We start from the raw sequence: 23,120 nt of genomic DNA on the forward strand, positions 1-23,120 counted from the left end.
GTGCGACCAGTTCCCTGCGCTCGGAGGCTGTATGTTTGCGTGGTTCCGAAGAATTCGTCGCATCAACATCTTCGGCTTCGAGATAGAATTCGACCATCCCCCGGAAAAGTCACCTGACAAAGGGGGTAGTACGGGCAGGCTGATAGAGAAGCCGGGGGCGAAGACAGTGGCGCCGGGTGCCCGCATGGTAGCTCATGGGAAAGTCATTAAGGCCTATGGAAGTGATCTTGGCGTGCGCGTGGAGAACGAAACGGAGATCAGGGAGTTCTGGAGAGCCAACCAGATGGACACGAAGTTGGATTGGTTCGGGCCGGGTGCGCCCGTGGTTTCGATAACGGCCAAATATGCGGCGGGCTGCAAGGTGGGAGATAAGGTGGCCATCACGCTGGAGGTGGTGGATCGGGCCGGTGGAAAGCGAGGCGGCCAGCCGGTGGCGTTCGAAGTACGCTCGCGCGTCTAGGCGCGGCGGCCTGCCTCTGGCGCTGTACATTCCGTGCTTTGAGTAGCTGCGGGGCATGCTCAGGAAAGACTGGCCGTAAAGCTTCGCCTAACCTGTCATGAACTGATCAACGATTTGCGATTGATCAGCGGCCAGAATCCGATTTCTCCCGTAGGGTGGGCACGGCCCACCATCCCGATCCCCTTGTCCCAAGGGTGGTTAAGATGGTGGGCCGTGCCCACCCTACGGGAATTGTTGGGCCAACGATGATGCCATGGCCGATCGCGTTGACGTCGGGCGAAACGGGTTCGGCAAAGCTCTGCCTCACTCGTTCCGCAAGTCCTTGGCTCTTCTTGAAATGCGAGAGGAGGGACTTGAACCCTCACGCCTTGCGGCACAGGAACCTAAATCCTGCGTGTCTGCCATTCCACCACTCTCGCGAACTCGATCAGCGAGGAGTGGGCCAATCAGCCCGCCCCACTTCGTCGCTTCGATCTCCCACGCTCTTCGTTCCAGTGCTGGGGGCGATCGTCGCCCATTCTAATCACTCGACCGCACGCGGTCCATGATGCGGATTACCATTCTGAGAATGTCTCCCACACGGAACAAAGGCACCCGATTCGTAACATCTTCCTGGCGAATGGTCGAGAAGGGACCGCGGGTCTGGCTAACTTGGGGAATTGGCGAAGTCCGGCGAGGAAGCGTGGTTACTGACGTGGCGGGGGAATCCCGTGGGGTGAAAAGCTTCGTCGACCTTCCTCGCTCAGGAAGGTCGACGAAGTGGATCAATGCGTGGTTTGCGGGGGGCGACAGGTAGCGGAAAGTTTTCGCGCATCTCGGGACGCGTCCATGCGGGAACGAGAAGCAAGGTTGGTCGCGTAGGAAGAGTGCTGGCGGGAGGCTCAGGCCTTCTTATTCAAGTTGCGGCGGAACATCAGACCGCCGACACCGACGCTCAAACCCATCAGCAAGATGCTGCTCGGCTCGGGAACGGTGGTCAGATTGATCTGAAGCTGGGCCGTGCCGCCCGAGCCGTTGAGCAAGGTCGGGGAAGTGTAGTTGGGCGGGACCGGGTTGATGTAGAAAGTCGTGCTGCCCAGCGCAAACGACGAAACCGGGAAGCCGGGGGCCGGGATGTTGTACAGGCTACCCGAGCCGCTCGAGTCGAGGTTCAGGGTCAGGCTGCCCTTCACCTGGAACGTCGCGGTTTCGAGCGTCGTGTTGTCTTGAGCCCGATAGACGATGTCGTAAGGAACCACCTGGTTCGTGACGTTCGCCGCCCCGGCGAAGACGTTCACAGACAAGAAGTTGTACGACTGGCCAAGAACCCCCGTGGTCGGCAGCGGCGCGTTCACCAACGAGTTGAACACGAAGTTCATGTTCGGCGTCGCCCCGCCCGGGTCGATGACCGTCAACGGGGTGATCGTGAAGGACGCGTTCGCGTGGCTGGCGAGCAACAAGGGGATAGCCAATGCGAAAGCGAAGACGTGAGTGAAGCGCTTCAGGCTCATGAGCCAACTCCTTTTGAATGTGAATCTGACGTCGGTCCATCTTGTCCAGCGACCACTAAAATACCCGAGATCGTGCGCACGGCAAGGGTATAGTCGGCCTTTCTTGAGAACGAAGTGAAAATGTGAGCCTGCCATCATTGCATTTTCACACGGATCCGTGACAACCGGCGGCCGACGTCCGCCATGGCCAGCCCCCCGATCGATTTCACCGTCCACTTCTCTGTTTTTCAGGGAAAACCAGCGAAATCCTCCTTCCGGCCATAAAAGAAAGGAACGTCGCCAAGCCTGACGCTTGAGGTTCATATTACGATAACCCAGACCTCCCAAAGCCCCTCGAACCACGGCTCTTGACTCACTTCCGTACCGCCGAGCGAGCGAATTAAGCCGGAAGATTGAGTCATCAAAATTCAAAAAATCTGAAATCGACGTCCCTGGGTTCGGCCTGAAGCCAAAAAAAAGAGCGAGCCACCCCAACGGTCGCGTGTCGAGTTTCCGCAACACTTCGGTCTCTGGAGGAGGAGTTCTTCACTGAATCAAAGGGGAGGAGCCCACCCAATCTCGTCTGCGGAGGGCACGACGCTCTTCCCGCCCTGTCCCGACAACACGATCCACACCATCGATAACCCAGATGCCACGATTCCTCCACCTGAGGCTCCTCGCGGGACTCAAACATCACATGAAACGTCCACTCCCCGTGCAGGACTAAGGATTTCGCTCATTCCGCCGGTAAAGCCTCGCCTCCAGCGGTTTTCCTTCGAGTCGCTTACCTCGTTGTCGCCGGGGTCGGTGACTCCGGGGCAAAGTAAAGATTCGCCGAACCCGTCATGAATTTATCAACGATTTACGATTAATCAGCGGCCAGGATCAGATTTCTCCCGTGGGGCGTGCACGAAACACCACCCATATCTCCTTTTTACAGAATAAGTTAAGACAAGAACCACCAGGCCAACAATGATGCCATGACTGATCGCGTTGATGTAGGGAAAAACGGATTCGGCGAAACGCATTGGACGTCATCGGCAAGGAGATGGATTGAGCCGGCCGCTCGGGTGACGTAACCTGGAGCCCGGCTGGAAAAACATGGCAAAAAAGGGTGGCCGTTGTCGGCCAAACCGAAACCTTCAGGATGTGGCGTTACGATGAACAGCCCGGCGATCGAGACGGAAGCAGAACTCGAGACACTCCTCAGCGAACCGACGGCTGAAGTCATCGAGACCCTGAGCCGGCTGCCGGGCGATATCGTTCTCCTCGGCGTCGCCGGGAAGATGGGCCCCACCCTGGCACGCATGGCCCGCCGCGCGTCCGACGCCAGTGGAACGCCGAGACGCGTCATCGGCGTATCGCGATTCTCAGCGCCCGGAAGCCAGGAAGAACTCGCCGCGCACGGCGTCGAGACCATTTCATGCGACTTGCTGAACGAAGCGGAACTCGCCAGGCTGCCGGATGCAGCCCATGTGATCTACCTGGCGGGGAAGAAATTCGGCTCCACCGGAGATGAGGCGACCACCTGGGTGATGAACGCCTACCTGCCGGCCCTGGTCGCCAAACGGTATCGCGACAGCCGGATCGTGGCCTTCTCCAGCGGGAACATCTACGGCATGGTCCCCGCCTCCAGCGCAGGCTCACGCGAAGAGGATCCGCCCCGGCCCGTCGGGGAGTACGCGATGAGCTGTCTCGCCAGGGAGCGCATCTTCGAGGCGTTCAGCCGATCGCAGCAGACTCCCATGGCGCTGATCCGGCTCAACTACGCCTGCGAGCTGCGCTACGGCGTCATCGTCGACCTGGCCCAGAAGGTCCAGGCCGGGGAACCGATCGACCTGGGCATGGGTTACCTGAACACGATCTGGCAAGGGGACGCCAACGCCCTGACATTGCGTGCGCTCGAACACACCGCCACCCCACCGACCGTGATCAACCTGACGGGTCCGGAGCGGTTGTCGGTCCGAGCGGTGGCCGAGCGCCTGGGCGAACTCATGAACCGCCCGGTCCGATTCATCGGGACCGAGTCGGACTCAGCGCTCTTGAACGACGCTCGCCAGGGGCTCGAGCGGCTAGGGCCGCCTCGGGTCACGGCCGACTCCTTGATCGAGCGAGTTGCCGCCTGGGTCTCGCGAGGGGGGACGAGCCTGGGCAAGCCGACGCACTTTGAGTCACGTGATGGAGCCTTCTAGCCATCAGACTGAGTTGAATCAACCACGAATCACACAAATCAACCAACAATCCATTTAATGCCCATGCTTTTTCGTGTCAAATTCTGCTTTCCTTAGATTCAAATCTTCTCCCGCGATGCGATGAAAATCGAGAAGGTCGAGGCGTGGCAAATCTCATTGAGGCTCGGATTGGTGACCCGTTGCGGCGCGGACTGGCGATTCCCGCGTGCCCGCTGGCGTTGACGGCCGAGCGTCGGCTCGACGAGCGGCGGCAGCGGGCCCTGGTGCGTTACTACGCGGAGGCCGGGGCAGGGGGGTTAGCCGTCGGCGTTCATACCACCCAGTTCGCGATCCGCGACCCGGCGATCGGGCTTTTTGAGCCGTTGCTCGGCCTGGTTGCCGAGGAGTTGGACCGGGCCGACCGCCGAGGGGGAACCCCACTCGTGCGCATCTCGGGGGTCTGCGGCCGCACCGAGCAAGCGCTGGCCGAGGCCAGGCTCGCGCGTGATTGCGGTTACCATGCGGCCCTCCTGAGTCTCGCAGCCCTGGGCGGAGCGAGCGAGGATGAGCTCATCGCCCACGTCCGGGCGGTGGCCGAGGTCATCCCGCTGGTCGGCTTCTATCTCCAGCCGGCGGTGGGGGGGCGCGTCCTGCCCTTCTCGTTCTGGCGGCGGTTTGCCGAGATTGAGAACGTCGTCGCGATCAAGATTGCGCCTTTCAACCGCTACCAGACTCTCGACGTCGTGCGGGCGGTTGTCGAGGCTGGGCGCGACGATCTGGTGCTCTACACGGGCAATGACGACAACATCGTGATCGACCTGCTGACCCCGTTCCGGTTTGAGACGAAGGGACAGACCCACGACCGCCGAATCGTCGGCGGCTTGCTCGGGCACTGGGCCGTCTGGACCCGTCGGGCCGTGGAGTTGCTCGACGAGTGCCACCGGCTGACCGCCTCGGGCGAAGCGGTTCCGGCCGCGCTGCTCCGCCGCAATGTCGAGGTCACCGACGCCAACGCGGCCGTCTTTGACGCCGCCAACGGTTTCGCCGGCTGCATCGCCGGGATCCACGAGGTGCTCCGTCGCCAGGGGCTGCTCGAAGGGCTCTGGTGCCTCGACCCTGCCGAAACGCTCGGGCCGGGGCAGGCTCAAGAGATCGACCGCGTCTGCCGCGCCTATCCCCACCTGACCGACGACCTTTTCGTCCGGGAAAACCTCGACCGCTGGCTCAGCGGCTGATTCAAGCGGTTTTGCCGATCGACGACTCGAGGAATCGCTAATGACCCCGACCGCCCCCGAGACCCCTCCTTCGCGACGACAGTTTCTGAAGCAAGCGACCGCGGCGGCCACCCTGCTCGGGACCGACCTGGCCCAGCGCGTGGCGCGAGGGGCTCCCGAGCCCGACGCCAAGCCGGGGCCTCGCCCGAAGGTCATCGACTGCCACGGTCACCTGACCCACCGGAGCCGGCCGACCTGGGAGAAAGAGGACCGAGATTTGATCGAGGCGGCCGATCGACTCGGAATCGACCAGCTCTGCTGCTCGCTCCTCACACCGAAGCGGCCGGCGTCGGCCGAGGGGTTCCGGGAATGCAACCGGTGGACCCTCGACGCGACGAAACGCTTCCCCGACCGGGTGCTCGGCTACTGTTTCGTGAACCCAGGGCACAAGGACGAGGCCCTCGAAGACATCAAACGATGCGTGGGTGAGGGGTTCGTTGGCATCAAAATGTACAACGACTTCTTCGCCACCGACCCCGTCGTCTTCCCGATCGTCGAGCTCGCGATTGAGCTGAACGTGCCCATCCTCCACCACGCCGGCCACTTGCACTACTTCCTCAAGGAGCAGCCCCGGATCTCCGATGGCGGCCACTTCGCCGAACTCGCGAAGCGCTACCCGGAGGCCAAGCTCATCTGCGCCCACGCCTGCGGCGGCGGAGACTGGGAGTGGACGATCAAGGCACTCCGCCACGCGCCGACGGTTTACCTCGATACCAGCGGCAGCGTCACTGATGATGGCGTGATTGAATTTGCAGTGAATACCCTCGGCGCGGACCGGCTCGTCTTTGGCTGCGATATGTCGATGAGCGCGGGCATGGGGCGGATTCGAGGTGCAGACCTGGACCCGGCGACCAAGGCGAAGATCCTGGGGGGAAACATGGAGGCGATCCTCAAGGGGCGAAAATCATGATCATCGACTTCAATGCGTATCTGGGGCACTTCGCCTTCCGCCGGTTGCGGCACAACAGCGCAACGTCTCTCCTGAAACGGATGGACGAGAAGCAGATCGATAAGGCGGTTGTCTCGAGCGCAAGCGCCATCACCTACCGCAACACGCAAGCGGGGAACGAAGAACTCGCCGCGGAAGTCGAGTCCCATCGCGACCGCCTGATCCCCTTCGCCGTCATCAACCCGTTCTATGCCGGCTGGCGGGACGACCTCAAGGCGTGTCACGAGACGATGGGGATGAAAGGCGTTCGGCTCTATCCCGGTTGGCACAACTATCGGTTGGCCGACCAGAGCTGCCACGACCTCATCGATGCGGCGACAGAGCGAGAGATGTTGATTTCGATCCCAATACGTGTCGAAGACGCGCGCGATCGGAGCTGGCTGGTCGACGTTCCCGACATCCCGCTGGCAGAAGTCACCACGCTGGTAAAAGCGTTCCCGAAGGCGCGGTTCGTGCTGCTCAATGGCATCGGCTATACGAGCACTCCCCTGGGCCGCAAGGACGGGGGCTTGCCGGCGAACTACCTGATCGAGATCTCCCGGCTCGACTCCGTGCTGGCCAACGAAATCGGCCAGTTGATGGCCAACCTGGGTGCCGACCGCGTCGTCTTCGGCACGGGAATGCCGTTCAACTACCCTGACCCGGCCCTGCTCAAGCTCGAGATCCTCGACGCCGGCAAGGACGACAAAGACCTGGTTGCCTGGAAGAACGCGGCGAACTGGCTGCGCGAGTCGTGATCCTAATAGGGGGTGTCATCAAACATCGCCGAGGAGTGGGGCTTGCCCGCTCCACGGCGATGCATCCCATTTTCAAATGACTCGAGAAGCGAATCGTCTCTCAGGCGAATGGAGACTCAAACCCATGCGGCGCGACCCCAGCAAGAAACAACCCGAGGCGACTCGCCGGACGGTGCTCCAATCGGCCGGGGCCCTGGCGGCGGGCCTTCTGGCTCAGTCGGCGACGACCCAGGGGGCGACCGAGAGCCTGGCCCTTCAGGGAGGGACGCCCGCCGTCACCATCCCGAGCCGCAAGCAGGCCGAAGCCTCGCGCTGGCCGATCTTCGGAGCGGAGGAGGAGCAGGCGGTCCTCGACCTCCTGCGTAACCCCGGCTACGGTCCGATTGCCGCCCTCGAGGCCGAATGGAAAGACTATTTCCAGGCCCCGTTCGTCAAAGCCCAGTGCAATGGCACCAGCGCGATCGCGGCGATGTTCTTCGCACTCGACCTGCCCCCCGGCAGTGAGATCATGGTGCCCAGCTACACCTTCTTCGCTTCGATCGTGCCGATGCGGATCTTCGGCCTGGTTCCTGTCTTCGTCGACGTCAACCCGCGCACACTCAACTTCGATGTCGACGACGCCAAGCGCCGCCTGACCAAGAACACCAAAGCCGTCTTCCCCGTCCACTGGATGGGCTTGCCCTGCGCGATGGACGACATCGGAGACTTCGCCACCGAACATGGCCTGACGGTCCTGGAAGACGTGGCCCACTCCCCGGGCGCTTCGCTCAAAGGAAAGGCCCTGGGCACCTGGGGCCGGATGTCGATCTTCAGCTACCAGGCCTCAAAGCCGATCCCCGCCATGGAAGGGGGGATGGGAATGTACCAGAACCGCGAGGACTACGAGCGGGCCACCACCTTCGGCCACTCCGACCTTCCCGGGAGCTTCCCCGCGAACAGCCCCTACCGCAAGTTCGAGGGATCAGGGCTCGGCCTGAAGTACCGGATGAACCCGATGGCCGCGGTCCTCGCTCGCGCTCAACTTCGCAAGCTCAAGGCGAGGAACGATGAGGGGGTCGCCCAGGTCCGCAAGCTCAACGAGCGAATCACCCAGTTGCCCGGGCTGGTCGAGCCGACGATCCGCTCCGACATGTCGCGACTCTACTACTCCTCGAACATCCTCTTCCTCGACGAGGCGAAGGCCGGCTTCTCCCGCAATGCCCTCGTCAAGGCGCTCCAGGCCGAAGGGGTCAAAGCCACGGCCCATCGCTATCGCCTTCAGCACAAGCTCCCTCTCTACCAGGACGCAGCCTGGTGGCACCACGCGCCTGTGATTCCCGAACTGCCCGGCTCGGACGAAGCCAACCGGACGGCGGTGGGGCTCCCGTACTGGACGTCCGCGGTCCCCGAACTCGTCGAGCAATACGCCCAGGCGTTTGAAAAAGTCTGGGCGCACCGCAAGCAACTTGCCGAGACATGAGCACTCAAAGTTCGGCAAAGCGTCCTTTCCGGTAGGATGATCCAGTTGGCGTCACGGGAATGAACGCACCAATCTTCTTTGGGATTCCTATTCATGCGTCGTCGTCAGTTTCTCGAAGGCTGCAAAGTGGGATTCGCCGGGTTGATGGCGGCCAAGGCCGGGGTTCCGATCGCCCACGCGGCCGGAGCGAGGGAGATTGCCGCCGACGTCGTGATTGTGGGGGGTGGGCTCGGCGGCTGCGCAGCCGCTCTGGCCGCCCTGCGAAGGGGGCGAACGGTCGTCATGACCGAGCCGACCGACTGGATCGGCGGCCAGCTCACGCAGCAGGCGGTTCCCCCTGACGAGCACCCCTGGATCGAGCAGTTCGGCGGCAACGCCTCTTATTTCGCACTGCGGCGGGGGATTCGCGACTACTACCGGCGTCATTACCCCCTCACGGCCGAAGCCCGGGCCGTTCGCTACCTCAACCCAGGGAATGGGAGCGTCTCTCGGATCTGCCATGAGCCGAGAGTCGCACTGGCGGTCCTGACCGACCTGCTGGCTCCGTATGCGTCCGGCGGCCAGCTCTCGCTGCTCCTGGAACATGTGCCGGTCCGCGCCGAGACCGAAGGGGACCACGTTCGCGCGGTGACGGTGCGCAACCTCAGAACAGGGGACGAGCGGGTGCTGATCGCCCCTTATGTCCTCGACGCGACCGAACTGGGCGACCTGCTCCCGCTGGCGGGGGTCGAGTTCGTGACCGGGTTCGAGGCCAAGAGCGAAACCGGGGACGAACGGGCTCCGGAGCAGGCTCAGCCGGAAAATCAGCAGTCGTTCACCTGCTGCTTCGCGATGGAATACCTCGAGGGCCAGGACCACACGATCGATCGCCCGGCCGAGTACGCCTTCTGGCGCGACTATGTGCCCAACCTGACCCCGCCCTGGTCGGGCAAGCTGCTCTCGCTCGAAATGAGTGATCCGAAAACCTTGAAGTCCAAATCCCTGGGGTTCGCCCCCACCGGCGCGGGCCAAGGGTTCTGGCTCTACCGTCGGATCGCCGACCCAGGCAACTTCGTGCCCGGCACCTATCGCGGTGGGATCACGTTGGTCAACTGGCCGCAGAACGACTACCTGCTCGGCAACCTGGTCGGCGTCACGCCCGAAGAGGCCGAGAAACATGTGGCCCGAGGCAAACAACTCAGTCTCTCGCTCCTCTACTGGCTCCAGACCGAGGCCCCCCGGCCCGATGGCGGAACCGGCTGGAAAGGGCTGCGACTGCGGCCCGACATCGTCGGCACGACCGACGGTCTGGCCAAATATCCGTACATTCGCGAGTCGAGGCGGATCCGAGCGGAGTTCACCGTCCTCGAGAAACATGTAGGGCTCGAGGCCAGGCGCAAGGCGCTCGGGCGCGAGGACGTGACGGCCGAACTGTTCCCGGACTCGGTCGGGGTGGGCAGCTACCGGATCGACCTGCACCCCAGCACCGGCGGCGACAACTACATCGACGTCAGCTCCCTCCCCTTCCAGATTCCCCTCGGGGCGCTCATCCCCCGCCGGGTCGAAAACCTCATCGCCGCCTGCAAGAACCTGGGGGTCACCCACGTCACCAACGGCTGCTATCGGCTCCACCCGGTCGAGTGGGGCATCGGCGAAGCGGCCGGCCTGCTCGCCGCCTTCTGCACGGAACAAAAGCTCAAGCCGCGAGCCGTCCGTAACAACCCGGCCCGGCTCAAAGCCTTCCAGGCCATGCTCACCCAGCAAGGGGTCGAAACGCAGTGGCCTCGGGTCACCGCCCGCTGACCCCCCTTCAAGGACAACCGTGACAAGCGTCGAAGGGTGGCGACCGCAATGGTCGCCACCCTTTCATTGCGCGCAGCCTTCTTTCAGCACTCGGTTTTGAGCACCCTGCCGCGCCCCGAGGTCGCTCCGAAAATATTCGGCGTCCACACTTGCATGTTATCAATCTTGCGCCTATGATTCGGACATGCCCACTAAGAGGTGAGGCGGAATGAACAAAAGATCAAACGCCGACGCGATTTGGGGTAAGCAAACCCAGACGTGAATGGTGGTTTGAATCCATTTGTTCTTGACGTCAAGTAATGGCTTTTTGACGTTGTAAGCACTTTCACGGCGACTGGAGTCTGACCAGCCGATCGGCCTGGAATCGTCCTGACTCCTCTCCCCTGTGTCGCCACCGCAATTCTCTGATTTCCCCTCCCCTCGAACAACCTTCACGTTGGGATTGGGCACGGCTTTATGTCGTTGCCAGAAAGGTGTGTTTATGCGCGCGTCGGCGACTCGTCGTGGTTTCACATTGATCGAATTGCTGGTGGTGATCGCGATCATCGCCGTCTTGATCGCCTTGCTCCTGCCCGCGGTACAAGCGGCTCGCGAGGCAGCTCGCCGCTCGAATTGCGTCAACAACCTCAAGCAGTTGGCTCTGGCGTCGATGAACTACCACGACGTCAACAACGTCTTCCCGACCCAGATCGGCTCCCCCGCGACCACACCGACACCGGCCGCCGGCTACGGCCCGGGCTCGCCGTCGGACACTCGCGTGAGCTGGCTCATGCAGATCCTGCCCCAGATGGAGCAGATGCCCCTCTATAACGCCTACAACTTTTCCTGGGCTTCGACGACCGACAGCGTCTGGAACTCGCCCAGAAACACCACGGTGCTCTTCACGAAGGTCTCGACCTTCATCTGCCCGAGCTACGCCGGCGATGCGACCCAGATCCAGAAGGGGGACTACGTTGGCTTGGCCGCCCCGCTGAACGGCGCGATCTCGATCACGAACTACAAGGGCAACCTGGGCGACAACAATACGCTCTACTCCAGCCCCGCCGGGTTTGCCAACAACTTCGGCGATCCGGCCGCGGGCACGACCCAGCCGACCGCTCGCGGTATGTTCTGGCGCGGGACGATGGCGGTCGGCATGGCTGCCGCGGTCGACGGCACGAGCAATACGCTTCTGGCCGGAGACGCAATGCCTCTCGACCGCTCGTTCCTGATCGCCCCGTTCACGAGCTGGGCCGACAGCAACCAGGCGGTCGCGGTCACCAGCATCCCGATCAACTGGAAGTACACCCCCGCAAATATCTCGGTGACCACCCCGGACAGCAGCTACTCCTTCCGGAGCAACCACTCCGGCGGCGTCAACTTCGCCTTTGCCGACGGCTCGGTCCACTTCATCAAGGAGTCGATCAGCCCGGTCACCTTCAGAGCCCTGAGCACCCGCGCCGGGGGCGAAATCATCAGCAGCGACTCGTTCTGAAGTCGTGAAGTTTGCGAGTGGACGACCTGTCGGCCACATCCTTTTATCTTCGCCCGATCAGAACGAGACCAGACGAGCCGCCGGGGCCATCCCCCGGCGGCTCGTTCTGTTTCATATGGATCGCAAGTCCAAGGCTGAACGTCGCTGTTGCCACCGCTAAAATCAGGGAGCACTCAGGACTGACGGTGACCGAGGATGGAAGAATCGAGGTCGGCCGAGTTCCATGAAAAACAGGAGTGCCAGGTCAAAGGGTCGTCCTTTCACCGGCTTCGAACGAAGCGAGCCGCCGAGGCATGGCCCCGGCGGCTCGTGTCATTGACGCTTTGATCGGAATCCGCGGCTGGCACTTCGCTGCTTAGCGGCGGTCCTGAAGCTTTCGCAACAGGCGGAGGAATTCCAGGTAGAGCCAGACCAGGGTGAGAATGAGGCCGAACGCGGCGTACCACTCCATGTACTTCGGAGCTTCCATCCGCGCCCCGTACTCGATGGTGTCGAAGTCGAGCAGGAGGTTGAACGCGGCAACACCGACCACCACGAGGCTAATCCCGATGCCGAGCGGAGACGCATCGTTGAGGAATGGCACGCGGGCACCAAAGAGGCTCGCGATGATCGCCACACCGTAGACCAGGGCGATGGCCCCGGTCGCCGCCACGATCCCGGACCGGAGTCGCTGAGTGACCTGAATCAGGCCCGTCGTAGGCGAAGAGCATGACGAAGAGGGTTCCGCAAGTCAGCGAAACCGCCTGGAGGGCGATGCCCGGATACTGTTGTCCGAACTTCTGCTGAACGCTGTTCTCGATGAGACAGGACAACGCACCAAGGAAAACCCCCTCGAACGCCGCGTAGACCGGAGCAGTCCATGGGGAGACGGTCGGCTTGAAGATGGTGATCAGGGCGAGAATCGCTCCGCCGATTCCCGCGGCGGGCAAGACGGCCATGCTGAGCTGCTGGTTCTGAGTCGCATTCCAGGCCCAGAGAGCGGTCGCGGACAAGATTCCGAGCAGGGCGAAGGTCTTACCGATCGTACCCTGGACGGTCATCGCCGCAGCACGGGTGGTTCCGTAAACTTGCTCGAAACCAGCAAACGTTTCTTTTGAGAATGCGGGATTACTCGTAGACAAGGTCGATCCTCCAAACACGGATTCAAGGCGCCATAGACGATGTCCACCCGCCGCGCCATTGCGACGAGAGCTGGGTCGGCGCACCCTCCTCCGTCTTTATACGTTCTATCTTGGTCCAATGTTCCACTTTTGACAAGAAGATAAGGAACGGAGCGATTTCGCCCCGGATCCGACAATAGTCCGACCAGCGTATTAAACTTGCCTGCGTGGTGGTAATCGCGTAAGGGGGCATAGCGATTTATTGCCAGCAGACGCCACGGCGAATATCGTGGGGGCATGCCGCGAACCGCTCGTGCCTCCGTCGCTGGCCTCTGGTATCACGTCCTGAATCGCGGCAACCGCCGCGAGGCCGTCTTCCACAAGCCCGGCGTACGACGCCTTCGTCCAGGCGATGACCGACGCAGGGAGCCGCGTGCCGGTGGACTCGCTCGGCTATTGGCTGATGCCCAACCATTTTCACCTCCTCGTGAGGCCCCATGGCGATGGCGACCTCGGCCGATGGATGCAATGGTTGCTGACGACGCACGCACGCACGCACGCACGCACGCCGTTCTCATCGCCATTACGGCACCACGGGCCACGTCTGGCAGGGGCGATTCAAGCCTTCCCCGTCCAGGACGACGGCCATCTCGTCACGGTGCTCCGTTATGTCAAACGCAACGCGTTGGGTGCCGAACTGGTCGCGCACGCCGAGGACTGGAAGTAGTCGAGTCCGCCCGGCTGGCAGCGTGGCAATCCGTGGTTGTGGAAGGGCGAGGGGTGGCTGGAGCGGGTCAACGAGCCGCTCTCCGTCGGCGAGTTCGACCGGTTACGGCACTCGGTATCCCGGGGCCGACCTTATGGTGGGAAATTGTGCAGTCGGTGGCCATGGAAATTGTGCAGTCGGTGGCCATGCACCTAAATCGGGTAACTCAGGAAGCTTGAGCAGGCCATAAAGACGCGCGGATACGTTTGCAGTTCTGCCAAATCCCCCAGATCTCCCAATTAAAATGCATGGCTGCTGATGATCTCTTGGCATGTTTGTCAGGTCTGCGGGGGAGCGGCTCGGCTTTCCCGATCGCATGCGCGATCAGGAGAAACCGGCCGATCTCTGGCGCTCCGCGTTGCTCCGTTCGGAACCCCACCTTGGCATTTTCCAGTACTTCGTACTCGGAAGATGCCCCGCGGGATTTCCGATCGCCTGTGCGATCAGAACATCCCGCCCACCACTATATGGAGCTCGGCCCCCGCCGGGCCTGTGTTGTTTGTGCGCTCCGGGTCGACCGAACGTCGCCCTCCGCATCCGTCTTTCGCTGAACGCTCCACCGCCCTGAACGGGCGAGAAGGGAGAGGTCCATCGGCCAGCGGCCGAGAATGCCCTTTATGCTCTGCTCGAGGAGCGGGATTCGAGAGCGTTTTCTGGGGCAGAAGGCACACCCCGGCGGACCGTCAGGGGGCGGGCCGCTCACGGTGCCCATCCGAGTGGATGGTCGCCGCCCTGGAAGCTCCCCAGGGTCGTGACCGGCCACCCGCTCGGGGAGATCACGCCCGGGAACTTCACTCCGGTGACGGCACCGGTCTTTTTGGTGGTGGTGAACTTAGTGTAGATGACGCCGATCTTCAGGCCGTCGGGCCGCCAACGCGGCTGCAGGGCCCTCTCCTCGACGACCTGGGTCTTGGTCTCGGTCGTCCGCATCGTGAGGATGACGGTGCGGACGCCCGGGCGATCCGCGTAGAAGGCCTGGATACCGGGACCGTCGGAAAATTGATTCAGGATCTGGTCGCTCACGGGGCTCCACTCGTAGTACTGATTCCCGCCGGGTCGGTCGTACAGTCGGACGTCCATATCCGAGGAGGGATCTCCGGGCACCCCCGACACCACGGACTTCACCCGGAGGGAGGACAAATAGGTGCCGTCCACGTTACGCCACATATGATTATAAGCGATACGGGTCCCGTCCGGGCTCCAGGTGTGGCCGTGGCCCTGGACGAGCTGCGGGTCACCGCCGGACGGGCTGTCGACGATCAACTGGAGGCGAGGGTCGCCGAAGGACGTCGGCGGGGCATAATTGGGGGCGAGCGCCTGGTCCACCGAGACGTTGAGCCGCCAGATCGAGTACTGGCCATTCGCACGGTCCCGATAGTCCCGATAGGTGAGGGAGAAGAAAGAGTCGTCCTGGCCGATCCGGGATGTGGCTAAGTTCACGCCGTACGGGAGGGCCGTCACCGGCCTGGAGAGGATGCCAGCGTTGGCCGCGGGCCGGTAGACGAGATGGAGGTTGTTGTCGCCCGAGGCGGCATGGCATACGAGGAGGGCCTGGCCGTTACTCCCCGAATGGTTGAAGCGGGTCATTTGCAGGGAAATCATGGAATCAACGCCGAACTCGGATCTGCCGATGACGAGCCTGGTGGGGGCCTGGCCCGTATCCGTGACGGCCTGGATGTTCCCCCCCGGTAAAATCGGGCCCTGGTCGTAGTACATGATCCCGGCCTGGGACACGTTGGCCGCGAGGCCAACCAGCAAGATGCAGAGCGATCGTCGCACGGTTCATGCCTTTCGAAGGTTAGCGGAGACGGGTCCACCCCGAGGAGGCGGATCGGCCCGACATCGGGCCCGGCAGAGGTCGGGCTGGCCGATCCGCGTCGGCCGCCGAACCCTCCCGCTAGCCAATGCGAGAAAGCCGATCGACACGCCTCAGACCGTCGCGAGATTTCTTTTGGAAGGGTAGATTTCGCGGGGCCGGGCACGGGTCGAGGCCGTCTGCCGCATGGTCCGGGTCTCGGCGCCCGGGACGCGAGACATATGACGCCGGGGGGGGGGGCCCCGATCACCCGGAGGTCCCGGTGTCCCCACGGTCTTCTTCGTGAGGGTTGACCTCGCGGCGTGATCGAATGAACCGTCCCCTCAATTCACCCGGCGGGGCTCGGCGGATCGTGGGCGGCCTTCGGGTCCGCCTCGGACCGATAAATCTACACACAGCAACATGTGTTCGTTACTCAGTTTGCCCTGTGAGTTTCGACCCGAGCATGGACTCGTTCGCGGCTTGGGGCGAGCCACCGATGTGGGCGTGTCGCAAACCACCGCGCAGCAGCGAACGCCGCGGGCTCGAGAGCCGAACCGCGGGCGTCAAAAGTTCGTGCCTTTCAATTTGCTAATGTGTTCGATTAACTCCTCTCGACTTGCCCAGCCCGCGAAATACAGGCAAATCATCTCGTAAGACCGCAGCGTCGGCTTGCGGCCCGTCCACAGGCTGATCAGCAGGCACGCAATGATCGCGCAGAATGCGTGTGCGTCCGGTGAACCCCTTCTTGCGGCCCATGCTACGATCGGTGCATGGCCGAAAGGGGGTGAACTATGGGCCGAGTGGCAGGATCGAGAAACGGGCGGGAGCCGTACTGGCGGCTGGTTCTGGCCCGGTGGAAGCGGAGTGGACTGTCGGTCCGGGCGTTCTGCCTGGCCGAGGGCGTGAGTGCGCCGTCGTTTTATTGGTGGCGGCGGGAACTCCAGCGGCGCGACCAGCCCAAGCCCGCGTTTCTTCCTGTGCATGTGCTCGCCGACAAGGCGGAGTCGCCCGCCGGGAGCATCGAGGTCGTGCTGGCCAATGGACGCTGCTTGCGGGTCGGGGCCGGGTTCGACCCTCAGACCCTCGTGCAAGTCGTTGAACTGCTCGAAGCCGGAGAACGGTCATGGTGAGCTTGTCTCCAACCGTCCGGATCTGGCTCGCGGCGCAGCCGGTCGATCTGCGAAAATCGTTCGACAGTTTGGCGGCCCTGGTCCGCGACGGGCTCCAGGGCGATCCGCTCTCGGGAGACATCTTCGTCTTCCGCAACCGGGCCGCCGATCGCATCAAGCTCCTGATTTGGGAGGAGGACGGGTACGCAATCTGGTACAAGCGATTGGAAGCCGGCACCTTTCGCTTTCCGCCGTCTCCGGAGGCTCAGCCCCGCGTCGAGGTCCGCGCCGCGGACCTCGTCATGCTCCTCGAAGGGATCGACCTCTCGAGCGTGAAACGCGGCAAACGCTATCACCGACCCGTCCCCAGAGCCACGGTGTGAGTCCCCGGCCGGCCGCCGCGTTTTTCCAAAGAATCATCGAATAATATAAGAACCTCATGCGTCTAAAAGTGCATGAGCGAAGACGCCCGCCCCATCACCTTTGAAACCCCTGCCGATCCCACGGCGACGTTGCCCAGTGATCCTGCCTTCCTCCAGCAGATGATCATCGAACTGCTCGCCGCCCTTCGCGAAACACGGCGTCAGAACGAGGAATTGCAACATCGCCTCGACCTCCTTTTGCGGCGGCTCTACGGCCCACGCACCGAACGCTTCGACCCCAATCAACCGCTGCTTATCCCCGACGCCTTCGAACCGCTGGCCCCGGAACCCGAACCCTCGGTCACCGGCGACGCGGTCGCACCCGAGCCCGAGCCCGAGCCGGGTGCGGCCCCCGCGAAGAAGAATCGATCTCACGGCCGCAGGCCCTTGCCCAAGAACCTCCGCCGCGAGCCTCGGGTCTACGAATTGACCGAAGCCGAACGCCGCTGTCCGCAATGCGGCGAGACCCGAGCCCAGATCAGCGCAGAACGCAGCGAGCAACTCGACTATGTGCCGGCGACCTTGTTCGTGGTCGAGCACGTGCGCTGCACTTACGCCTGCCCGCACTGCGAAGGTCAAGTCGTCACCGCCGGCAAGCCAGCCCAGCCGATCCCCAAGGGTTTGCCTGGACCGGGACTACTAGCTCATGTGATCACGGAAAAGTATGCCGATCATATTCCACTCCATCGCCAGGAACGCCGCCTGGCCCGGCAAGGGGTGGAGCTGTCACGCTCAACCCTCTGCGACTGGATGGCCGGCGCCGCCCAAAGTCTCGAGCCGCTCTACGACCTGATGAAGACATTGGTCCTGTTGTGCGGCACGATTCACACCGACGACACGTCGGTGAAGCTGCGGGACTCGGAGCGAAAGATCAAGGCCTTGGCCCGGCTCTGGATCTACTTCGGCGATCATCTTTATCCTTACAATGTTTTTGATTTCACGAGGAGCCATAAGCGAGACGGTCCGAGTCTGTTTCTCAAGGGTTTTCGCGGTTATTTGCAGGCTGATGCCTTCAGCGGCTACGACGGCATCTACGCGGGCGGCAACGTCGTGGAGGTGGGTTGCAACGCCCACGCCCGCCGCAAGTTCGTCGAGGCGCAGAAGACGGACCTAACGAGAGCGAGTACGGCCCTGGCCTACTACCGCCAGCTCTACGCGATCGAGAAGCAGATCAAAGCAGAGCTCGCCAAGCTGCCTGAGGACGCCAACGAGCCGACACGGGCCGCGATTCGGCTACGGGTGCGCCAGGAGCGGGCGGTGCCAGTTTGGGAGAGCCTCGAGAGTGGCTGAAGGAGGACGACCGCAGGTGCTCCCAAGAGTCCGATGGGAGGGCGATCGGTTACATGAAGAACCACTGGGAGGCGTTGAAACGGTACACCAGTTCGGGCTACCTGTCGATCGATAACAACGTAGCCGAGCAACATATGAAGACAATCGCGACTGGACGAAAAACTGGCTTTCACTGGGAGTGAGACCGGCGGAAGACCATGGCCGTGCTGTTCAGCGTAGTGTCGAGTTGCCAGCGTCACGGTCATGACCCGTTCGTCTACCTGCGCGACGTGCTATCCCGATTGCCGGTGCTTCCCAAAGAGAATCTGGCCGACCTTCTCCCTGACCGTTGGTCGCCTCCCCAAGCCGCCGATCCTGCGGCGACCCCAGAGGGTCCCATCGCCGACGGTTCCCCGAGCTGACAACGGCTCCCGCCGGCACTCGAAACGCGGCGCGCTCCCACCGCGGTGTTCGGGCCAGGCTCGACACGGGTTCGAGCGCGCGTCGCGTCTGTTGACGCCGGATCATGACACCGCGCAGGGTTTCGACCGACGGTCACCAAAGTGGCCGAGGCCCCTCGGCCAGTTGCGAAGGGGGACGTGGTCCGCCGGACGCACACGAATGCCTGAATCTCGATCCCGTTGGGATGCGTACTGAGCAAATGGCGACAGCCGAGGACGTGTTTGAAAAAGCTAAAAAAAGCTCAATTATCCATCTATATCGGTAAACATGGGCGAGGTGGCCATGCACCTAAATCGGGTAAACCAGGAAGCTTGAGCAGGCCATGAAGACTCGCGGATACGTTTGCAGTTTTGCCAAATTCCCCAGATCTCCCAATTGAAATGCATGGCCACTGATGGTCCTCCCGTCATGTTTCATCAATTCTCCTTCCTCCGCGTCTCCGCGTCTCCGCGTCTCCGCGTGAGTCATCCCGAGAAAGCTCATGCCACCTACGGCTTAACCCTGATTCACGCGGAGACGCGGAGAGAGAGAGAGAGAGAGAGAGAGAGAGAGAGAGAGAGAGAGAGGGGGAGGTTATTGGCTTTTGATCGATGCATCTATAACCACCAATATAGACTCGTTATGTTTCATCAATTCTCCTTCCTCCGTGTTCTCCGCGTCTCCGCGTGAGTCATCCCGAGAAAGCTCATGCCACCTACGGCATAACCCCAATACTGTTGAAATAGGCGTAAGTCACTTGTCGCACGAGATCGTTCTGTGGGTGGTGCTGGCCATGGGACTCTTGACCGATTTTGCCGATCTGCCAGGTCTTCAAGCACTCCGGCGGCCGCGCAGGCGAAGTGTCGCCCCACCGCTCGAGCCTCTGCGTTGCTCGCCAGCGGTTGGCCGTGGCGCCGGTGCGGCACCTGTTCCATCAAGTCGTTCGACCCCTGGCCCGGCCCGATACGCCGGGGGTGTTCTTGTGGTTATGTCTCATTAAACGGTATTAGAGCTAATGGTGGGGAATCATAGACCCGCGAGACGGCTCGGACTGGAGTCGTGCTTGCGTCCCCGGGGGCGTCCCCCGAAGGAGAAGATCTAAAATCACTGTGTTCCCCTTTTCCCGCTGTTCATCTATGATCAGTAAAGGGTTGCAACAATGCTGCTAACCGAAGTCATAGAGATACTTGAAGAGTTTGATGTCGATCAGACCATTTACGTTGCAGACAATGCACCAGACGCAGTAGCGGCGGTTGACTATGAAACGGACGATGGTGACATCCCTGCTTCGGCAAAAGGAATGTGTTATCTCTTGGAAGTTTCCCGAGCAAGAGATGCAATTCGTGTGTGGTCAGATTGGCGTGAAGGACGTCAACCGACGCTGGACGAAAAGGTTCAAGCCGTCATCTACTACGCCGAAAATGATGCGTTCATGCCTGGAACGAAAAGGGGGGGGTGACATAGCAATATTAGCTTGGGTGCAAAGTGCGCAAATTTCGTGCCACGATCAGCGTGCCGAACTTGCCTGCGTGGTAGTGATCGAGGGGTGTCGGCGGGACGTCGTCGAGGCGGTCGCTGGCGCCCGAGCCGGGAGGATCCGGGCGTCAAGGTCATGAGCGCGGAGCAGACGGCGGATGCTTGAGCTCGACGCGAAGATGCCCGAATTTCTCCCCTTCACGAGCTTGGCGCGGCCGACGCAGACGCCGACCAGATCACCATTGGTCAGAAAGAGACCTCCCCCCGAGCGGCCATGTTCAGGAGGCCGGGTTGTAATCAAGAAAAATCGCTCGGCGCCGGTCCCCTCGATCTCAAACCGATCGATCTGGGCGATCCGAGTTGGCCAGCTACTCAGTTGAGTCCCCTTGTCGATCCCGAGCGACGTGACCACCGTCCCTCGCCGCGGTTCGGCCCCCTGGACGGAAAGCCGGGCCACGAAGGGGAGGGGGCGTATACCTTTGATCCGAAGCACCGCCACGTCGGCGGAATCGTCGGCGGCCACGACCTCGGCCGGCACCGAGCGGGGCCAGTTCACACCGCTCCGATCGTTTTCCAGGCCAAGGTTATACCGGTGCAGCTCGACTTTGAGCGCCCCGGGAGCTTCAACGACATGGGCGGCCGTCAGGATGAGCGTCTCCCCCTCGACCGAGGAGATCACCGACCCGCTCCCTTGCGCGTTCCCTTTGCGAATGATGACGGTCGGTCGGAAGGTGAAGTCGTCCTCGGGTCGCGGCCGATCCGCGGCCGGGCTTGCCGCGACCGCCATGACGACCGCGATCCACAAACTTCCGGCCAGTCCGATCCCGAGACCCGTCGTGTTCCGCTTGATCCGCATGGCCCGGCTTGCTCCCGCCCCGCGAAAGTACAGGTCTCCATGTTGCCTGGGGGAGCGGATCGACGCAAGCCTCCGCTCCGGCCAGCGCGGACCGGCCGTGTCGGGATTCCATCTTCGGGCCATCGTTCAGAGGCCAAGCCCGGACGTGGAGATTCAGGCCGTCTCAGCCACCATCCCCTCCGGTCACGGCCTGATCCGGAAGACGACGAGGCCATCCAAGCCCGACCGCTATCGGTGCCGAAGCACCCGGACATTTCCATTCTCGTAGACGGGCTTGAACCAGAGGTCGCTGATTCGGTCGAGCTCAGCGTTCTTACCCCAGGTCAGGATCGCGTCGATGGACTGGTGGTGAGACTCGAGTACGTGACGCCAGAGCAGGGCATTATGGCCTCCCTCGTCAGGATCGTCTCTGATCGAGAGCAGTTCGAGCGTCTCGGGATTGGGCCGATCGACCTCGAGGTGGAACTGGACGGGGAAGTAATAGTGCCTGGTTTCGTAGTTGTTCCAGATGATATTGCCGGTATCGACACCAAGCAGGTTGTCGGCGTGCAGGATCGAATTGGAGCGGAAGCGGCTGGGGATCCCCATGAGGAGGGTCGCGACCTTCTGGTTCGAGCCGATCGCGTTCCGGGCTTGCAGCAAGGCGTTCACGCTTCGGTTCGAGGTCGCCGCGTACTCCCAGAGAAAGCCCGACTGGATGGCGACGGCCCAGACCAAGGCTAGGGCAGCGGCCCGGCCGGTCCACGTCTTCGCCTCGAGATCCAGGAGCGGGACCAGGGCGACCAGCCCGAGCAAGAGGACCCGTTGCGGGAGATAGTTGCCGTGGCTCTCACCGAGCGTGTCGGGGCCAGCCGCACCTCCGAGAATGAGAATGGCGGCCAGAATCCCCCAGCCGCGTCGATCAGGCCAGGTCGAAACGGCGGAGGACGTTGAACGTCCCCGGACCATCGTGACCGCTTCCAGGATCAGCGCAATCGCAAGGGCAACGACGGGTGCGAGGAGAGCAAACCCGTAGTATCCTTTCTCGTAGAACGGCAGAATAAACCGACTGGCCAGCGAGATGGGGTCGGCCCAGCTCAACTGGGCATGCCAGGAATGGAGCGAAAGCGGGTCGGTCAGTTGTTTCCAGAACGGCACCATCGGCCCCCCCTTCCGGGTCAGACCGATATAGATCCATCCGAGCGGAACAAGCGGGAGCAAACCGAGCGCCGTCCAACCCGCGCGGGCGAACCGCCGTTCCCCTGGCGCGAAGAGCGCGAGCACGACGAGCCCGACGACGGTCAGCCCCAGGCTCACCAAGTGGCTGAAGTAGCCGAGAACCATCAAGGCCCAGAGCACCGCGACCCGCCTTGGCCAGAGCTGCTCGCGGCCGTGCCACCAGATCCCGAGCGTGATCGGAAACAGGCAGGCGCCAAGCATGAAACTGGTGAAGCCGAGGAGCCAGGGGAGGTTGAGCGACAGGAGCACCGCGAGCAGGGCCGCCATGGGCATCCCTCGCCAACCCACAACCCGCCAACGAAGCCAGACGATCGAGGCTGCAAACCCGACCAGGGTCAACGTCGTCATGACCCGGTCGGCCTCGCGGGCCGGAATGACCTGAAGCAAGGTCGCCAGCGAAAGATGTCCCACCCAGTTCGGTAGCGGCTCCCAGCGCACGTGGTAAACTTCGCGGAACCGCGAGTGAGGCTCGAACGAGCGTGAAATGATCTGCGCATTATAAAGATGCGCCGGCCCGTCTTGGGTGACGAACCAAGGGGTCGCCCAGAGGATGATCAAGGCGGGCAAGAGGGCGACGAAGAAGACGCACAGGCCCCATCGTCGAGACCGCGCCGAGTCCGTTTCGGCCGTGACTAAAATCGTGGATGACAAGGCGGCACGCGTCCCAACGTAAGCCAGCCCGGTCTTCTCTGCCCTAAGAAGAGTGGAGAAGACCGGGCTCGGGGTGCGTAACAACCGGACTGACGACCGTCAATCGTCCTCCGGATTGCATCTCTCAGAGAAGCAGGGAGGTCGGGTCGCAGCCGCTGTTGTGCGGCAAGGTCCTAAATCACGCGGCGCTCACCGACGTCGGGCAACGCTGGCTCGACCTGGCGATAGACAGACTATAA

General features: G+C 62.4%; 17 protein-coding genes, 1 tRNA gene and 3 pseudogenes. 14 read left to right on the plus strand and 7 right to left on the minus strand.

The features are described 5' to 3' along the window. Positions 1-31: 31 nt before the first annotated feature. A complete protein-coding gene (locus V5E97_RS02355) occupies positions 32-460 on the plus strand; it encodes a hypothetical protein (RefSeq protein ID WP_406697682.1) in 429 nt (142 codons plus the stop codon). Positions 461-798: 338 nt separating this feature from the next. On the opposite strand, the gene V5E97_RS02360 is transcribed toward V5E97_RS02355, so the two are convergent. Together V5E97_RS02360 and V5E97_RS02365 are read right to left on the minus strand one after the other, a co-directional pair. Continuing rightward, positions 799-879 (minus strand) — tRNA-Leu (locus tag V5E97_RS02360). Positions 880-1,341: 462 nt separating this feature from the next. Further along, on the minus strand, positions 1,342-1,950 hold the full coding sequence (locus V5E97_RS02365) for a PEP-CTERM sorting domain-containing protein (protein ID WP_406697683.1): 609 nt from the start codon (positions 1,948-1,950) through the stop codon (positions 1,342-1,344). Between the two features lie 1,139 nt (positions 1,951-3,089). On the opposite strand from V5E97_RS02365, the gene V5E97_RS02370 reads away from it, so the two are divergent. The 7 genes from V5E97_RS02370 (at position 3,090) to V5E97_RS02400 (ending at position 11,775) form a co-directional block, all read left to right on the plus strand. Further along, positions 3,090-4,121 (plus strand): NAD-dependent epimerase/dehydratase family protein, encoded by a 1,032-nt coding sequence (locus V5E97_RS02370; RefSeq protein ID WP_406697684.1) that lies wholly within the window; start codon positions 3,090-3,092, stop codon positions 4,119-4,121. Positions 4,122-4,264: 143 nt separating this feature from the next. Then, on the plus strand, positions 4,265-5,335 hold the full coding sequence (locus V5E97_RS02375; protein ID WP_406697685.1) for a dihydrodipicolinate synthase family protein: 1,071 nt from the start codon (positions 4,265-4,267) through the stop codon (positions 5,333-5,335). Positions 5,336-5,375: 40 nt separating this feature from the next. Further along, on the plus strand, positions 5,376-6,284 hold the full coding sequence (locus tag V5E97_RS02380) for an amidohydrolase family protein (RefSeq protein WP_406697686.1): 909 nt from the start codon (positions 5,376-5,378) through the stop codon (positions 6,282-6,284). Further along, complete coding sequence (locus V5E97_RS02385) at positions 6,281-7,060, plus strand: amidohydrolase family protein (RefSeq protein ID WP_406697687.1); 780 nt, start codon at positions 6,281-6,283, stop codon at positions 7,058-7,060. Before V5E97_RS02380 ends, V5E97_RS02385 begins: the two co-directional genes overlap by 4 nt. Before the next feature lie 124 nt (positions 7,061-7,184). Beyond that, positions 7,185-8,519 carry a DegT/DnrJ/EryC1/StrS family aminotransferase gene (locus V5E97_RS02390; protein ID WP_406697688.1) on the plus strand — a complete coding sequence of 445 codons (1,335 nt, stop codon included), beginning with the start codon at positions 7,185-7,187 and terminating at the stop codon, positions 8,517-8,519. Positions 8,520-8,612: 93 nt separating this feature from the next. Beyond that, complete coding sequence (locus tag V5E97_RS02395) at positions 8,613-10,301, plus strand: FAD-dependent oxidoreductase (RefSeq protein ID WP_406697689.1); 1,689 nt, start codon at positions 8,613-8,615, stop codon at positions 10,299-10,301. Positions 10,302-10,782: 481 nt separating this feature from the next. Continuing rightward, the gene (locus tag V5E97_RS02400) at positions 10,783-11,775 is read left to right on the plus strand and encodes a DUF1559 family PulG-like putative transporter (RefSeq protein WP_406697690.1); all 993 of its coding nucleotides are present in this window, start codon (positions 10,783-10,785) and stop codon (positions 11,773-11,775) included. Between the two features lie 355 nt (positions 11,776-12,130). Here the strand turns inward: V5E97_RS02400 and V5E97_RS02405 are convergent. Next, positions 12,131-12,896: pseudogene (locus tag V5E97_RS02405) on the minus strand (Bax inhibitor-1/YccA family protein). Positions 12,897-13,308: 412 nt separating this feature from the next. Between V5E97_RS02405 and V5E97_RS02410 the strand changes: the two are divergent. Next, positions 13,309-13,602 carry a transposase gene (locus V5E97_RS02410; RefSeq protein ID WP_406697691.1) on the plus strand — a complete coding sequence of 98 codons (294 nt, stop codon included), beginning with the start codon at positions 13,309-13,311 and terminating at the stop codon, positions 13,600-13,602. Between the two features lie 738 nt (positions 13,603-14,340). On the opposite strand, the gene V5E97_RS02415 is transcribed toward V5E97_RS02410, so the two are convergent. Then, positions 14,341-15,420, minus strand: a complete 1,080-nt coding sequence (locus tag V5E97_RS02415) for a TolB-like translocation protein (protein ID WP_406697692.1) — start codon at positions 15,418-15,420, stop codon at positions 14,341-14,343. A 582-nt stretch (positions 15,421-16,002) separates the two neighbouring features. Further along, positions 16,003-16,158: pseudogene (locus V5E97_RS02420) on the minus strand (IS4 family transposase); the annotation flags it as partial. A 72-nt stretch (positions 16,159-16,230) separates the two neighbouring features. Here V5E97_RS02420 and tnpA point away from each other — a divergent pair. The 5 genes and pseudogenes from tnpA to V5E97_RS02445 all read left to right on the plus strand — a co-directional run bounded on the left by tnpA (position 16,231) and on the right by V5E97_RS02445 (position 20,139). Beyond that, the gene (tnpA, locus tag V5E97_RS02425) at positions 16,231-16,569 is read left to right on the plus strand and encodes an IS66 family insertion sequence element accessory protein TnpA (protein WP_406694549.1); all 339 of its coding nucleotides are present in this window, start codon (positions 16,231-16,233) and stop codon (positions 16,567-16,569) included. Next, on the plus strand, positions 16,563-16,931 hold the full coding sequence (gene tnpB / locus V5E97_RS02430; RefSeq protein WP_406694550.1) for an IS66 family insertion sequence element accessory protein TnpB: 369 nt from the start codon (positions 16,563-16,565) through the stop codon (positions 16,929-16,931). Before tnpA ends, tnpB begins: the two co-directional genes overlap by 7 nt. Before the next feature lie 159 nt (positions 16,932-17,090). After that, positions 17,091-18,442, plus strand: a pseudogene (tnpC, locus tag V5E97_RS02435) (IS66 family transposase). 15 nt (positions 18,443-18,457) lie between these two features. Further along, positions 18,458-18,661: a transposase domain-containing protein gene (locus V5E97_RS02440; protein WP_406694555.1), complete on the plus strand. Its 204-nt coding sequence runs from the start codon at positions 18,458-18,460 to the stop codon at positions 18,659-18,661. A gap of 1,178 nt (positions 18,662-19,839) precedes the next feature. Then, positions 19,840-20,139, plus strand: a complete 300-nt coding sequence (locus V5E97_RS02445; RefSeq protein ID WP_406697693.1) for a DUF7716 domain-containing protein — start codon at positions 19,840-19,842, stop codon at positions 20,137-20,139. Between the two features lie 48 nt (positions 20,140-20,187). Here V5E97_RS02445 and V5E97_RS02450 read toward each other — a convergent pair whose 3' ends face one another. Both V5E97_RS02450 and V5E97_RS02455 read right to left on the minus strand, forming a co-directional pair. After that, on the minus strand, positions 20,188-21,012 hold the full coding sequence (locus tag V5E97_RS02450; protein WP_406697695.1) for a S1 family peptidase: 825 nt from the start codon (positions 21,010-21,012) through the stop codon (positions 20,188-20,190). Between the two features lie 228 nt (positions 21,013-21,240). Continuing rightward, on the minus strand, positions 21,241-22,881 hold the full coding sequence (locus V5E97_RS02455; protein WP_406697696.1) for a hypothetical protein: 1,641 nt from the start codon (positions 22,879-22,881) through the stop codon (positions 21,241-21,243). Positions 22,882-23,120 lie beyond the last annotated feature (239 nt).

The organism is Singulisphaera photorubra, from assembly GCF_045290345.1.
GTDB lineage: Bacteria > Planctomycetota > Planctomycetia > Isosphaerales > Isosphaeraceae > Singulisphaera.

Bases quoted from the DNA above. Each gene is read 5' to 3' on its own strand.
- V5E97_RS02355 (WP_406697682.1), top strand. From the start codon at position 32: ATGTTTGCGTGGTTCCGAAGAATTCGTCGCATCAACATCTTCGGCTTC.
- V5E97_RS02440 (WP_406694555.1), top strand. From the start codon at position 18,458: ATGGCCGTGCTGTTCAGCGTAGTGTCGAGTTGCCAGCGTCACGGTCAT.
- V5E97_RS02380 (WP_406697686.1), top strand. From the start codon at position 5,376: ATGACCCCGACCGCCCCCGAGACCCCTCCTTCGCGACGACAGTTTCTG.
- tnpB (WP_406694550.1), top strand. From the start codon at position 16,563: ATGGTGAGCTTGTCTCCAACCGTCCGGATCTGGCTCGCGGCGCAGCCG.
- V5E97_RS02395 (WP_406697689.1), top strand. From the start codon at position 8,613: ATGCGTCGTCGTCAGTTTCTCGAAGGCTGCAAAGTGGGATTCGCCGGG.
- V5E97_RS02370 (WP_406697684.1), top strand. From the start codon at position 3,090: ATGAACAGCCCGGCGATCGAGACGGAAGCAGAACTCGAGACACTCCTC.
- V5E97_RS02390 (WP_406697688.1), top strand. From the start codon at position 7,185: ATGCGGCGCGACCCCAGCAAGAAACAACCCGAGGCGACTCGCCGGACG.
- V5E97_RS02400 (WP_406697690.1), top strand. From the start codon at position 10,783: ATGCGCGCGTCGGCGACTCGTCGTGGTTTCACATTGATCGAATTGCTG.
- V5E97_RS02365 (WP_406697683.1), bottom strand. From the start codon at position 1,950: ATGAGCCTGAAGCGCTTCACTCACGTCTTCGCTTTCGCATTGGCTATC.
- V5E97_RS02445 (WP_406697693.1), top strand. From the start codon at position 19,840: ATGCTGCTAACCGAAGTCATAGAGATACTTGAAGAGTTTGATGTCGAT.
- V5E97_RS02450 (WP_406697695.1), bottom strand. From the start codon at position 21,012: ATGCGGATCAAGCGGAACACGACGGGTCTCGGGATCGGACTGGCCGGA.
- V5E97_RS02385 (WP_406697687.1), top strand. From the start codon at position 6,281: ATGATCATCGACTTCAATGCGTATCTGGGGCACTTCGCCTTCCGCCGG.
- tnpA (WP_406694549.1), top strand. From the start codon at position 16,231: ATGGGCCGAGTGGCAGGATCGAGAAACGGGCGGGAGCCGTACTGGCGG.